Source organism: Arthrobacter sp. Z5-13, assembly GCF_056499105.1.
The window spans coordinates 2,782,399-2,796,522 of the sequence record NZ_CP096460.1; the positions used below are offsets into that span (position 1 = coordinate 2,782,399).

General features: G+C 62.4%; 11 protein-coding genes. 8 read left to right on the forward strand and 3 right to left on the reverse strand.

Annotated elements, in window-relative coordinates; translation table 11 throughout:
• Nucleotides 1-306: 306 nt before the first annotated feature.
• The 4 genes from lpdA (at nucleotide 307) to M1E02_RS13140 (ending at nucleotide 4,893) form a co-directional block, all read left to right on the forward strand.
• Nucleotides 307-1,689 (forward strand): dihydrolipoyl dehydrogenase, encoded by a 1,383-nt coding sequence (gene lpdA, locus M1E02_RS13125; protein WP_479374697.1) that lies wholly within the window; start codon nucleotides 307-309, stop codon nucleotides 1,687-1,689.
• Between the two features lie 118 nt (nucleotides 1,690-1,807).
• Complete coding sequence (sucB, locus tag M1E02_RS13130) at nucleotides 1,808-3,580, forward strand: 2-oxoglutarate dehydrogenase, E2 component, dihydrolipoamide succinyltransferase (RefSeq protein ID WP_479374698.1); 1,773 nt, start codon at nucleotides 1,808-1,810, stop codon at nucleotides 3,578-3,580.
• Between the two features lie 168 nt (nucleotides 3,581-3,748).
• Complete coding sequence (locus tag M1E02_RS13135; protein WP_479374699.1) at nucleotides 3,749-4,099, forward strand: hypothetical protein; 351 nt, start codon at nucleotides 3,749-3,751, stop codon at nucleotides 4,097-4,099.
• A gap of 59 nt (nucleotides 4,100-4,158) precedes the next feature.
• A complete protein-coding gene (locus M1E02_RS13140) occupies nucleotides 4,159-4,893 on the forward strand; it encodes a VOC family protein (protein ID WP_479374700.1) in 735 nt (244 codons plus the stop codon).
• Between the two features lie 19 nt (nucleotides 4,894-4,912).
• On the opposite strand, the gene M1E02_RS13145 is transcribed toward M1E02_RS13140, so the two are convergent.
• Nucleotides 4,913-5,302, reverse strand: a complete 390-nt coding sequence (locus M1E02_RS13145; RefSeq protein ID WP_479374701.1) for a VOC family protein — start codon at nucleotides 5,300-5,302, stop codon at nucleotides 4,913-4,915.
• A gap of 131 nt (nucleotides 5,303-5,433) precedes the next feature.
• On the opposite strand from M1E02_RS13145, the gene M1E02_RS13150 reads away from it, so the two are divergent.
• Nucleotides 5,434-5,865, forward strand: coding sequence for an OsmC family protein (locus tag M1E02_RS13150; protein ID WP_479374702.1), 432 nt, complete (start codon nucleotides 5,434-5,436; stop codon nucleotides 5,863-5,865).
• 130 nt (nucleotides 5,866-5,995) lie between these two features.
• On the opposite strand, the gene M1E02_RS13155 is transcribed toward M1E02_RS13150, so the two are convergent.
• The gene (locus M1E02_RS13155; RefSeq protein WP_479374703.1) at nucleotides 5,996-9,496 is read right to left on the reverse strand and encodes a S41 family peptidase; all 3,501 of its coding nucleotides are present in this window, start codon (nucleotides 9,494-9,496) and stop codon (nucleotides 5,996-5,998) included.
• 82 nt (nucleotides 9,497-9,578) lie between these two features.
• On the opposite strand from M1E02_RS13155, the gene M1E02_RS13160 reads away from it, so the two are divergent.
• On the forward strand, nucleotides 9,579-10,490 hold the full coding sequence (locus tag M1E02_RS13160; protein WP_479378152.1) for a TIGR01777 family oxidoreductase: 912 nt from the start codon (nucleotides 9,579-9,581) through the stop codon (nucleotides 10,488-10,490).
• On the opposite strand, the gene M1E02_RS13165 is transcribed toward M1E02_RS13160, so the two are convergent.
• Nucleotides 10,466-12,250: a serine/threonine-protein kinase gene (locus M1E02_RS13165; protein ID WP_479374704.1), complete on the reverse strand. Its 1,785-nt coding sequence runs from the start codon at nucleotides 12,248-12,250 to the stop codon at nucleotides 10,466-10,468. The two genes, M1E02_RS13160 and M1E02_RS13165, sit on opposite strands and share 25 nt — an antisense overlap.
• Before the next feature lie 118 nt (nucleotides 12,251-12,368).
• On the opposite strand from M1E02_RS13165, the gene lipB reads away from it, so the two are divergent.
• Both lipB and lipA read left to right on the forward strand, forming a co-directional pair.
• Entirely contained in the window at nucleotides 12,369-13,037 is a 669-nt protein-coding gene (lipB, locus tag M1E02_RS13170) for a lipoyl(octanoyl) transferase LipB (RefSeq protein ID WP_479374705.1), read from the forward strand.
• Nucleotides 13,034-14,041, forward strand: coding sequence for a lipoyl synthase (gene lipA, locus M1E02_RS13175; RefSeq protein ID WP_479374706.1), 1,008 nt, complete (start codon nucleotides 13,034-13,036; stop codon nucleotides 14,039-14,041). The genes lipB and lipA overlap by 4 nt, the downstream gene beginning before the upstream one ends.
• Nucleotides 14,042-14,124: the final 83 nt, after the last annotated feature.

Here is a 14,124-nt window from a genome sequence, read left to right on the forward strand (position 1 = left end):
CCGGCCGGCAAGCCACTGATGGCTCCGTACCCCGCAGACCCGCGACAGGTGTGACCCGGAGCCTCTGCACTGCCGGTGTTGAACCTTCCCGGCTTTGACTCCTTCGACACAAAGCTGCGTGACACTGACCACAAGCGCTCCACAAACACCACTCGAAGGTGGAGCATGGATAAGTGGTTCGCTAAGGTGAACTTTGGTAGTCACAAATGCAAGAGAACCTGCCTGCTGGCATAATCACGGCAGAACAAGTTCCAAGACCAGATGATGCGTACTCTCGCGTCATCGTTCACGCGAGGGAGCGTTTTAGTGGCCGATCAGGCAACTGCGCAAGAATTCGACATCCTGGTACTCGGTGGCGGCAGCGGCGGATACGCCACCGCCCTGCGTGCTGTTCAGCTCGGCTTCACTGTTGGGCTGGTTGAAAAAGGCAAGCTCGGCGGAACCTGCCTCCACAACGGGTGTATTCCCACCAAGGCACTCCTGCACTCCGCTGAACTGGCAGATCATGCCCGCGATGCCTCGAAGTACGGGGTCAACGTGACCCTTGACAGCATCGACATGACTGCGGTCAACGCCTACAAAGACGGCATCATCGCCGGAAAGTTCAAGGGCCTGCAGGGACTCATCAAGTCCAAGGGAATCACCGTTATCGAGGGTGAAGGCAAGCTCCAGGGCACCGACACCATCGTCGTGGACGGAACGGCCTATAAGGGCAAGAACATCGTGCTGGCCACCGGCTCGTACTCCCGTTCCCTGCCGGGGCTGGAAATCGGCGGACGCGTTATCACCTCCGATGAGGCCCTGACCATGGACTACATCCCCAAGAGCGTCATCGTTCTGGGTGGCGGCGTCATTGGCGTCGAATTCGCCTCCGTCTGGAAGTCGTTCGGCGTTGACGTGACCATCGTCGAAGGTTTGCCTTCCCTGGTTCCCAACGAGGACGCGGCAATCGTCAAGCACCTTGAGCGTGCTTTCAAGAAGCGCGGCATTAAATTCTCCACCGGCACCTTCTTCCAGGGAGTCGAGCAGGACGAAAACGGCGTCAAGGTCACCCTGGTGGACGGCAAAACCTTTGAGGCGGAACTGCTCCTCGTAGCAGTCGGCCGTGGGCCCGTCACCGCCAACCTCGGCTACGAGGACGCCGGCGTCACCATCGATCGCGGTTTTGTCATCACCAACGAGCGCCTCCATACGGGCGTTGGCAACATCTATGCCATTGGCGACATCGTCCCCGGCGTGCAGTTGGCACACCGCGGTTACCAGCAGGGCATTTTCGTGGCAGAGGAAATCGCCGGACTGAAGCCGGTGATCGTCGAGGACGTCAACATCCCCAAGGTCACTTACTGCGATCCCGAAATCGCGACTGTGGGCTACACGGAAAAGGCCGCCAAGGAGAAGTTTGGCGACGACCAGGTCCAGATCCAGGAATACAACCTTGCCGGTAACGGCAAGAGCTCCATCCTGGGCACCAGTGGCATCGTCAAGCTGGTCCGCCAGAAGGACGGTCCCGTCGTCGGTGTCCACATGATCGGTGCGCGCATGGGCGAGCAGGTCGGCGAGGCCCAGCTGATCGTGAACTGGGAAGCCTACCCGGAGGACGTGGCCCAGCTGGTACACGCCCACCCCACGCAAAATGAGTCCCTTGGCGAGGCCCATCTTGCTCTGGCAGGCAAGCCCCTTCACGGCTAGTCATCCCGCAAGGCAAACAGGGTCTGGTGCACCCGGCAGTAACTGCTGCGTGCACTAAGCTCGAACAAGGCAGCAGCAACCATCCGCACTAAAGATCAATAAGGAGAACGGGGACGATATGTCTGAATCCGTTAACTTGCCCGCCCTCGGTGAGAGCGTCACTGAAGGAACCGTTACGCGCTGGCTTAAGCAGGTAGGTGACCGGGTAGAAGTGGACGAGCCGCTGCTCGAAGTATCCACTGACAAAGTAGACACCGAAATCCCCTCTCCGATCGCGGGAGTGATCGAGGAAATCCTCGTTGCCGAAGACGAAACCGCCGAAGTAGGTGCTCCCCTGGTACGTATCGGGAACGGCTCTTCTTCGAACGGCGCCGTGGCTCCGTCCGCCGCAGAGGAAGCACCCGCCGCAGAGGAAGCACCGGCCGCAGAGGCCGAGGCTCCTGCAGCAGAGGCCCCGGCACCGCCTGCGGCTGAGGCGCCGGCAGCTGAACCTGCAGCAGGCGGCGAGGGCCATGAAGTCACTCTTCCGGCCCTGGGCGAAAGCGTCACTGAGGGTACGGTGACCCGCTGGCTCAAGGCGATCGGCGACAGCGTCGAAGTTGATGAGCCGCTGCTCGAAGTGTCCACGGACAAGGTGGACACCGAGATTCCCTCGCCGGTTGCCGGAACTCTTCAGGAAATCCGTGTTAACGAGGACGAGACTGCTGAGGTGGGCGCCGTCCTGGCTGTTATCGGTTCTGGTGCCGCAGCTGCAGCACCGGCCCCCGCTGCCCCGGCACAGGAACCGGCATCTGCTGCTGAGGCCAAGCAGGAGGCACCCGCCCCGGCACCGGCCCCCGTTGCCGAAGCCAAGCAGGAGACACCCGCGGCTGCTCCTGCACCCGCTCCCGCTGCTGCCCACGCACCGGCTGCTGCTGCAACCACGGAACCGTCGGCTGCGGAATCCGGCTACGTGACTCCCCTGGTCCGTAAGCTAGCCAACCAGCAGGGTGTAGACATTTCTGCACTCACCGGCACAGGCGTTGGAGGCCGGATCCGCAAGCAGGACGTTTTGGCCGCAGCAGAAGCCAAGGCTGCCAGTTCGGCTCCGGCTGCCCAGGCTGCCAGTGCACCACAGGCCGCGCCCCCCGCAGCTGCCCCGTCAGCCGCATCGGCTGCCGCTGCTTCACTGCGCGGTACGGTACAGAAGGCTCCCCGCATCCGTCAGGTCATCGCCCGGCGCATGCGCGAGTCGCTTGATGTTTCCACCCAGCTGACGCAGGTCCACGAAGTGGACATGACGAAGGTTGCGAAGCTCCGGCTCAAGGCCAAGAACTCCTTCCAGGCGCAGAACGGCGTGAAGCTTACGTTCCTGCCTTTCATTGCCAAGGCTGTTGCCGAGGCATTGAAGCAGCACCCGAAGCTGAATGCCGCCTACGACGAGGAAAAGCAGGAAATCACGTACCACAACGCCGAGCACCTGGCGATTGCGGTGGACACCGACAAGGGCCTTTTGGTTCCTGTCATCTCCGACGCCGGAAACCTGAACCTCGCTGGCCTTGCCGGCAAGATTGCCGACGTTGCTGACCGTACCCGCAACGGCAAGATCGGCCCGGACGAGCTCTCCGGCGGAACGTTCAGCATCACGAACATCGGATCTGTCGGGGCACTGTTCGACACCCCGATCATCAACCAGCCGCAGGTCGGCATCCTGGGAACAGGTGCCATCGTCAAACGGCCGGTGGTGGTCACTGATGAAAACGGTGATGACTCATTGGCCATCCGCTCCATGATGTACCTCTCCCTCACGTACGATCACCGACTGGTGGACGGAGCAGATGCAGGACGTTTCCTCCAAACCCTGAAGGCGCGCCTTGAATCCGGTGCCTTCGAGTCCGATCTGGGCCTCTAAAACCTCAGCAGGACTGACAACAGATTAACGACGGCGGCGGCCCGGGCATCGGTGGAACAATCCATCGGAGGCCCCGGGCCGCCGCCGTCATTTGACCCTGGTTTTCCGGAAGCGAAACGCACGGCCGCCTTACTACAGCCCGTAGAACTCTCTGACTAGACTGATGCCATGAACATCGTCTTTGACATCATGGTCTTCCTTCACATCGTTGGCGCCGCAATGATCGTCGGCATCTGGATCGGCAACATGAAGAAGCCAACGGTCCATCCCCGGCAGTTCGACGGCGCAGCGCTGCAGCTCCTCACAGGCATCGTGATGATGGGTCTCATCCCGGCCATGGACAGGGATGCCAACTACATGAAGCTCGGCGTCAAGATCGTGGTCGCCCTTGTGGTCGCCGTCCTCGCCTTTATCGGCAGCCGCAAGTTCAAGAAGGGTGAACCCGTCAGCAAGGGACTCGCCCACAGCGTGGGCGGACTTGCCCTCCTCAACGTCGCCATCGCCACTCTCTGGAACTAACCCGTGTCACCCGCCTTGGTCTCCTGGGTGAGGGCTCCCGGGGTATAGGGTAGGGCGGCATGGCACTGCGACTCGTTCAGGTGAACTTCAAGGCCCGGGATGATTCAGCGCTCGGTCGGTTTTGGGCGGAAGCGCTCGGCTGGGGCGTTTCCAGCGAGGGACCGGGTGTCACCAACGTCGAACCTGTTGGTTTCGACTATCCGGACCCCGCCGCCGTCTGCGTCGACGTCGTCACCGTCCCGGACCCCGACACCGTGAAGTACCGCGTGCACCTCGATCTCGCCACACAATCTGCTGCCCACCAGGAGGAGCTGGTCCACCGGCTCATGGAACTCGGTGCCACCCGCGCCGACGTGGGGCAAGGTGATGTGCCGTGGACGGTCCTGGCAGATCCGGAGGGCAACGTGTTCTGCGTACTGGAGCCCCGGCCTGTCTACGCGGATACCGGGCCCATCGCCGCAGTGGTGGTCAGCTGCACCGATCCGCGGGCTATGGCCGGATTCTGGAGCCAGGCGACGGACTGGACCCTGAAAGAGCTGAGCATCGATCATGCCCGGCTGCGTTCAGCCATGGGTGTGGGACCCTACCTGGAGTTCATTCGCATCGACAACAACACTGTGTGGAACCGGATCCACCTGGATCTGAGGCCGTACCCGCATGACGATCAGGCGGCTGAAGTGGCACGGCTGCGGGCTCTCGGTGCCACTGACGCCGACGTCGGACAAGGCGATGTGCCGTGGGTGTGCCTCGCTGACCCGGAAGGCAACGAGTTCTGCGTCCTCACCCCGGGCTGACCCGGGTTACACACCCCAATCATTCGCCGGCAAGGCAGAATTCATTCCCTTCGGGGTCCTGCATCACATCCCAATGGAAACTGCCAATGTCATGACCCTCCACGAACACTGCGCCGAGCACTTCTGCATGCCGGCGTAAGGCAGCGGGATCCGGCCCGTGGATATCCAGATGAAGGCGACGGCGTCCCCCGGTCGGCGTCGCTACCTGCTGAAAGGCCAACTGGGGTGCGCCAGGTCCGGCCGGGTCAAGCCAAATGAACTGATCGAAACGACTGGCCACCTCCACGGCGAGGAACCTGGACCAGAAAGCGGCAAGGCTCTCCGCATCCACTGCGCTGACCATAATCGACGCAATACGCGAAAGCGGTGGGTCGTGGGGACTCTGATGCTCAAGTTCCGTCTGATTCATGACCACAGTTTATTCAGCCATAATCCTCTGACAGCGGACACTGGTGCACTTCAACTCCGGAATCCATAGGATTGACCCGGAGGGCAAAGGCCAAGGCCTGACCCGGTACCAATTCAAGCTGAGGAGCGGACATGGCAGCAACACGCAATGCACACACTGTATGGAACGGCGACCTGATGACAGGTTCGGGCGCAACAACACTGGATAGCTCCGGACTGGGCACATTCGACGTCACGTGGAAGGCCCGCACCGAAGAGGCGGCAGGCAAGACCAGCCCCGAGGAACTGATTGCCGCAGCCCACTCGGCATGCTTCTCCATGGCGTTCAGCAACATGCTTGCCAAAGCCGGCCACACTCCCGAGGAGCTGTACACCACGGCTGCCGTAACGTTCGTTCCGGGCACCGGAATCACGGGAAGCCACCTCACCGTCAACGCCAGGATCCCGGGCATCTCCGAAGAAGAGTTCCAGAAGATCGCCGCGGAAGCCAAGACCGGCTGCCCCGTTTCCGGCGCACTGGCCAGTATCGATATCTCCCTGGAAGCGACGCTCGCCGCTTCCTGATAGCTGGAAGTTTCCCGGTCCAAAAAAGTGGCCCCTGGGCCACACATCGGGCAGCACGAAGGCCCCGTCCAACCGCCACTCAGGAGAACCTGACAAGCAGTTGGACGGGGCCTTCATCGTTCGCTGGAAGTCAGTCTGTGTGCTTCCGCGGCGGCAAGGGAGCAGGGACCACCCGGCGGTAGCCTTCCCTAAGCGGCGGACGGTCCGTGGGAAGCTCCTGGATCATTTCCTTGAGTGCTCCGATCCCATATTCCAGCTGGGGGTCGCGTCCGGCCGCATAAGCGTGGGGCGGGAAGGTTACCTCGATGTCAGGAGTAACACCGAAGTTCTCGATATCCCAACCGACTCCCCCGCTGAACCAGGTGGCATACCGCGGCTGTGTCACACCCGTGCCATCGGCCAGCGTAAAGCGGTTATCGATGCCTACGACGCCGCCCCAGGTCCGGGTGCCGATAACGGGCCCGATTCCCCGCAGCTTTGAAACCTGGGTGATGATGTCGCCGTCGGAACCGGCAAATTCATCGGCGAGGATCACCACTGGCCCGCGAGGGGCATGGTGAGGGTAGGTGCGGGGTTTCTCTCCACGAGGCATGCTCCAGCCCGTCACCTTGCGCCCGATGAGCTCAGCAACCAGTTGTGACGTATGTCCTCCGCGGTTCCGGCGAACATCCACGATCAGCCCGTCAAGGGCCGTCTCAGTGTCCAGGTCCCGGTGAAGCTGAGCCCATCCATTCGGCATCATGTCCGGGATATGGAGGTAGCCAAAGGTAGCGTCGGAGGCCTCCCTGACGGTGCGCCGGTTGGCGGTTACCCATTCCTGGTAGCGCAGACGTTCCTCGTCCTTCACAGGAACTACAGCGATCCGTCGCTGGTGTCCTGCGGCGTCACCGTGACCGGCGCCGTTGAGGATGGTCAGCTCCACAGCCCGTCCGGCGGCTCCCACCAGCTGGACCGCCGGCGTGAGAGTTTCAGAAAGTTCGACGCCGTCGATGGCCAGGATCACGTCCCCGGCTTTGGCGTCGGCTCCTGGACGTGTCAATGGCGACGTAGCGAGGGGATCCGACGATTCCCCTGCAAGGATCCGGGTTATTTCCCACCCCTGCCCGGTGAAGACGAGATCGGCGCCGAGGCGGCCCTGCCCATTGCTGCCGTTTTCGGTGACAGCGGCCGGACGCACATAGGCATGTGACGTGCCAAGTTCGCCATGGAGTTCCCATAGGAGGTCTACAAGATCATCGTGTGACCCCAGGCGGTCAACGATGGGTCGGTACCGGCTGTGTATGGAGTTCCAGTCCTGGCCCGCCATGTCTTCCGCCCAGAAGAAGTCGCGCTGCAGTCGCCACGCTTCATCAAAGGCCTGCGCCCAGACACTCACAGGATCCATGAGGACACGGATCCGGCCCAGATCCACCGTGACCAGTTTGCCGGAGTCTTCATCCGCTTTAGCCCCTGAAGGGGCCACCTTGACGGTTTTCTCGTGGACGAATACAACCTTTTTCCGGTCTCCGGACAGGATGTAGCGGTCCAGGGAGTCGACGATCGTGGAGTCCTTGCGGGTGGTCAGGTCAAAACGCACCAACCGCGGTACAGGTTTCTTGTCTTCGACCGTTGCCCGGCCGTCACCCGTTGCTCCAACCAGCGGACTGTCCATCCAAAGCAACGCGCCGTCGGTCGCCGAGAGATCGGAATAATTCCCTTGCGGAACGGGAACACTGATGACCCGGTGAGCCAATCCTTCCGCGTCCACCCTGACCTCGGGGACCTCCGCTCCTTCCGCCCTCGTATCATCGCCCTCAGAATTCCGGGCTCCGGCTGCGTCCTCGAGATCCACCGCCGGCCCAAAAGGCGAAGGTGTATTGGCTGCGAGCGCCACAAGGTACGGCTTGATGGGACTCGGGAAGGACAAGTCAAAAGAATGTCCGTCGTATACGGGGTCAAAGCTGCGGTTGGAGAGGAAAGCGAGGAACTTGCAGTCAGGACTGAACGACGGCGATTCGTCCCGGAAGCGCCCATCAGTGACACTGATGATTTCCATGCGATCCATCGAAACGCGGGCCATCCTGATCCGGCTGCGGGATCCGAAGGAAGTCACGGGTTCGGACCACGCCAACCAGCGGGAGTCCGGCGACCAGCACAGTCCTTCAATGGTGCCCTCACCGATGCTGGTGACAAGTGACAAAGAACCGGCACGCGTGTCGGCGAGGTAGACATCACCAAATGCCGTACCAACGGCAAGCCAACGTCCGTCCGGGCTGGCCTCCAAAGCGCTGGCGCGTGTGGGCTTCGGGAAATCGATGCGCACAGCCTGTCCAGCGGGGACACCCGGTGCGGCAGTAGACGCGGAAGGCCCGCCTGCAACATCAGCATCCTCAAAAGCGTCGTCCCTGCGCCCTTCAGCCGTCTGTCCGGTAAGGGGCTGTTCCTGACCTGCTCCAACCTGGTGGTTCAGGCCTGCAGCCGACACGGGACTTGGCAGCGCGGTTCCCTGCTGTTGCCCGGAACTGGCCTTGACAGCCTTGGTCCCTGCCGGCGCCGGGACAAGAACGCCGGCGATTGCCTTGACGTAGAGGGCCTCCACCCCGCCATGATCAGCAACATAGGCGATACGCCCGTCAGCCAGCGGCCGCGGCAGCCGTCCACGCACTCCGGGAGTGGCTTCAATGATTCGCGAGGGGCCGTCTTTGTGCCGCAGCCAGTGGATGGTTCCGTGGGCCTCAACAGCGCTGGTGGTTCCCGTATGGTCCGGAATCACTTCGCCAAGATGCTTCGCTGTCTTTAGGAGCGAGGTGCGGCGCGCCTGGGAGGCGGAGCCCAGCGAGATGTCCAGCCGCACGGCCTCCGAGCCAAGGTCCGGCAGAACCCACAGCTCGCCGGCAGATTCAAAGATGATGCGCTTTCCATCAGTGGCGGCATGACGGGCGTAAAAGTCCTCGTGGTCTGTGTGCCTGCGAAGGTCTGCCCCGTTGGGGAGCACTGAATAGAGGTTCCCGTACCCTTCGTGGTCTGACAGGAACGCGATTCGTCCCTCCACCCACATGGGATCAGTAAGGTTTCCGTCAATCTCCGGGAGCAGCCGTTCGAACTCACCGTTTCCGTCGTCATCGATCCACAGTTTGCCGGCTGTTCCGCCACGGTACCGCTTCCACCAGGCAGGCTCCCGGGATAATACGCTGGCCAGCACAACCGGCCGCTCGTCACCGACTTCCGGGCCAAAGGCCACTGATTCCACTGGCCCAAACGGAAGCTCCTCAGCCCATCCGCCATCCACAGGAACGCTGTAGGCATGGGTGTGCCGACCCTCAGCCTGGCGGAAAGCGCTCGTAACGACGACGTCGCCTGTGGCCGTGAATCCTTTGACGCGCGTAGTGGGGTGTCCGAAGTAGGTCAGTTGGCGGTAACCGCCGCCATCGACGTCGGAAGTGACCACTTCCGGGTTGGTACCCTGCACCACTGTCCAGACAAGCCGCTTGCCGTCCGGAGTGAACCGGGGATTGCGGGCGGGCAGCTGAAGAGACGAGACGCGCCACGCGCGGCCTCCTCCCAGGGGCGCAATCCACACGTCGTCCTCGGCCACAAAGGTGATCAGGTCGCCGTGCAGATGCGGGAAACGTAAATAGCTCGAAGAGGTCATCAGTTGATCATAGTCAAAGTCGTGCCCTCCAACCGTCACCGACGGACACCTCCAGCAGGCGTCTCCCGTGGTGAGATTGGACATGCAGATAGTCATTTCAGGTGCTTCAGGGCTGATTGGAAAAGCGGTTACCCGGGGCCTCCGCGGGAACGGACACAATGTCCTGACCCTCGTTCGCAGGCCGCCCACCTCAGTCTCGGAAAGGCGATGGGATCCAACGGCGGGTGTTCTGGACGCAAAAGTCCTTGAGGGCGCAGATGCCATCATCAATCTTTCGGGTGCGGGAATCGGTGACAGGCTATGGACACGTGCGAGGATCCGGGAATTGACCCGCTCCCGGATACAGTCCACTCAAACTCTCGTGCAAGGAATGAAACAGCTGGAGTCACCACCGTCCGTCTTCATCAGCCAGTCGGCTTCGGGCTTCTACGGGGATGCGGGCCCCGCGATCCTGAGCGAGGAGTCACCCGCCGGAAGCGGAGTCCTGGCACGGCTCTGCCTGGAATGGGAGGCTGCGGCCAACGAGGCGCCACCCGGTGTCCGCATCATCACACCACGGACTGGCGTAGTGCTCAGCCCGGCTGGCGGTGCCCTCGGCAAGCTGCTTCCGCTCGTGAGGCTCGGGCTCGGCGGCCCGTTGGGCAATGGGCGGCAGTATTGGCCGTGGGTCACGCTTCCCGACGTCGTGTCCGCCTTTTCGTTCTTCCTGCAGGCTCCGCTGACCGGGCCTGTCAATCTGGCAGCACCGCACAGTGCCCAGCTCAACTCCCTTATTTCCCACATCGCTTCCGCACTGAACCGTCCGGCGCTGTTGAAGGTTCCGGCCCCCGTCCTGCGCCTCGTTATGGGCAAGCTGGCGGACGAACTGCTGCTGGCAAGCCAGCGTCTGGATCCCGTTGTGCTCTCGTCAGCGGGTTTCCAATGGCAACACCCGTCGTTGACCGCCGCCGCCACGTGGATCGCAGGCCCTCAGAGCGGCGGGAGGATCTCCTGAATCCGCCATCGGCCGTCCACCAGAAGCAGGACCAACCGGAGTTGCTCCTCGCCGCTGCCTGCCACATCGGCCACCAGCGCCCCTGAAGAGTCCACTTCCTTGTAGGCGGAGGTGGACGCGGTAATACTGAGGACTGCACGATCCGCCGTGCTTCCCTGCTCAGTGACCACCTTTGAGAGCGTGTTGCTGAAACCTGCCAGCCTGTGGCCGGACTTCTCGAGTAGCTCAGCGGTCCTGCCATCCGCCTCCGCTGCACGGGAACCAGTGACATTAACGTCACGCAGCAGGTCGAGGCGGCCGGAACTGAAGGCCGATGAACGCAACCAGGCCAACCCCTGCGCCGCCTGGTCGGGCGCCCCCGAACGGATCTGCATCCTGATCTCCGCAGGGACTTCCGTGGAAAGATCTTCGGGGACGACCGCGGAAGTGTCTGCGGCCGGGCTTACCCCATCGCTGCCTCCACCGACCTGAGATGAAGAACGCGGTGCCCCCACGTAGGACGCAGAGGCGGCGCCGAAATCTTCGGCCAACCACCAGTTGATGCCCCCGCCCGTCAACAACAGCATCAAAGCGAGGCAGGCGACGGGAAACAGCCGGGGCCGCCTTCGCGTGTGGGCTTTCCGCAGCGCACGCCGGGTTCCCTGACTTTCGCCGGCCGTTCCTGGAGCGCTCGCCGTCGAACCCAGTGAACCTGCCGAACCGCGGCGAGGGGCCGGACTTGTGGGGTACCTTGCGATGCGGCGTCTCCACTGCCCATACCGCCGCTTCCACGCCCCGAATCCAGTGAAACGGACCAAAGGATGATCCCGGGATGGCAGGTTCCGGCGGGTCAGCAGCTCTGGGATGATCGTGGGATGGACGGAGGCGGAAAGATCGACCGGTGAAGCTTCCGCACTCCGGTAGACCGCTGTAGCGAACTCACGGGCGGTGGGGCGCTTCCGCCACTCATTATGAAGGGCCGACTCAAGCGCCGCGGCCAGCTCCGGCGGGGCATCATGCACCAGAAGCGTCAGAGGGGGCCTGCGGGCAGTCTCTGGCGGCGGCTTTCCGGTCAGGCAATACCACCCCACCGCTGCGAGGGAATACACATCCTGTTCCGGCTGAAGTCCCGCCCTGAGGGGATCGTCCGACGCCGGATCCCTAAAGCCCAACGTGCCGTGCCCGGAAACCGCTATGGCATCACCCACCATTTTGCTGACACCCAGGTCTGCCAGCAACGGCTTACCCTGACCGGAGAACAGCACGTTGCCCGGAGAGACGTCCGAGTGCGTGAATCCCTGGCTGTGGAGGTATGCCAACGCCTGGGCCATCGGCGTAAGGATGGTGACCGTTTCGCCAATAGTGAGCTTGCCCCGGGTGGACACCAGTTCGGCGAGGGAGCCACCGGCGGCGAAATCCATGACGAGGCCCAAGTTGCCCTCGCCCGTGCCGCCCAGCCTGACGACGTCGTACGCCTTTACGAGGTGCGGGTGATCCAAGGCGGAGAGGATCCGGATCTCGCGGTGCATCGATTCTTCTGTGAAGAAGCCATCAAGGCCGGTCTCAATGGATTTCAGGGCAAAGCTGCGGCGGGTCGAGGTCTCGCTGACGAGCCAGACGGCGGCTGATCCGCCTCGGCCCAGCTCGCGTCCCACCTCATACCCAGGCGCCATGGGCCTTGTGTCCCGACTGTCAGCGGCTGCCGGCGTCAGCCCGGTTCCGGGCCCTTCTCCACCATTTTCGGTGCCGATCTCCGGCCCGCCGTCCTGGCATTTATCCATAGTCAAGGAATAGCCGATTCCGGAGGAACCTGCAGAAGTTATCCACAGCCCCTCTGGCGGGGTGAGAGGTTAAGCACAGAACCGGGCACGACGGCGGACGGGGTCTAAGCTGTTAGGCATGACTCTTGAGTTTTCCCAGCTGGGTCTGGCCCCGGATTTCGTTGACTACACGCGTGCTTGGGAAATCCAGCGCGAACTCCACGACAACGTCGTCGCCGGCAAGGCACCCAGCACAGTCCTCCTCCTCGAACACTCCCCCGTATATACAGCGGGAAAGCGTACCGAGGAGCACGAACGTCCTTTCGATGGAACACCGGTGGTACCGGTGGACCGTGGCGGCAAGCTCACTTGGCACGGCCCAGGCCAGCTGGTGGGCTACCCCATCATCAAGCTGAAGAACCCTGCAGGTATCCGCGACTACGTGGAACGCCTTGAAGCCGTCATCATTGCTGTTCTGTCGGACTACGGCCTCAAGTCAGAACGGATTAAGGGGCGGGCAGGTGTCTGGATTGACCAGGACGAGAAGGGTCCGGCCCGCAAAATCGCCGCGATCGGCATCCGCGTCAGCGATGGCGTCACAATGCATGGCTTCGCCATCAACTGCAACAACGATCTGGCACCCTATGGCCAGATCATCGCCTGCGGCATCACCGACGCCGGCGTGACCACCATCGCCCAGGAGACCGGCCGGGATGTTGCTCCGGCGGATCTCGTTTCGCGGATCACGGAAGAACTGCGCAAGAATGAAGACGCCCTAGTTGCGATTCCCGAAGGAGCTCTACTGTGACACTGGCACCAGAAGGCCGGAAAATGCTGCGCATCGAGCAGCGCAACTCGGCCACACCGGTGGAGCGGAAACCGGAATGGATCAAAGCCAAGGTCCAGATGGGGCCGGAATTCGTCAACCTTAAGAACCTGGTGAAGAAGGAAGGCCTCCACACCGTCTGTGAAGAAGCAGGCTGCCCCAACATCTTCGAATGCTGGGAAGACAAGGAGGCCACCTTCCTGATTGGCGGCTCCGAGTGCACCCGCCGCTGCGATTTCTGTCAGATCGACACCGGCAAGCCGTCGCCGGTTGACATCTTCGAGCCCACCAAGGTTGCACGGTCGGTCCTGTCGATGCAGCTGCGCTACGCCACGGTCACCGGCGTCGCCCGCGACGACCTCGAGGATGAAGGCGTCTGGCTGTACGCGGAAACAGTCCGCAAGATCCATGAACTCAACCCCGGCACCGGCGTCGAGCTCCTCATCCCTGACTTCTCCGGAAAGCCGGAGCACATCGAGGCGATCTGCGATTCCAAGCCGGAGGTGTTCGCCCACAACGTGGAGACCGTACCCCGGATTTTCAAGCGCATCCGGCCGGCCTTCCGTTACGACCGTTCCCTTGACGTCATCACGCAGGGCCGCAAGCTGGGAATGGTCACCAAATCGAACCTCATCCTTGGAATGGGCGAAACACGGGAAGAGATTTCCGAAGCCCTCCAGGACCTGCACGACGCCGGCTGCGACCTGATCACCATCACGCAGTACCTGCGGCCAAGCGAACGCCACCTTCCGGTAGACCGCTGGGTCAAGCCGCAGGAGTTTGTAGACCTGCAGCAGGAAGCAGATGAGATCGGCTTCCTGGGAGTCATGAGCGGTCCGCTGGTGCGTTCCTCGTACCGCGCCGGCCGTCTCTGGGCAACCGCGATGCGTAAAAAGGGCTGGGAAATTCCGGCGGAGCTCGCCCACATCGAAAGCTCAGGCAGCACCCGTCAGGAAGCCAGCTCACTCATCGCGGCCCGCTCCTAGAACCGCTCCTGGAACTTATGAGGCAGTGGCTGAGGGCCGGATGCGGGGCTTCCCGGCGTCCGGCCCTCAGCCATCAATCACGT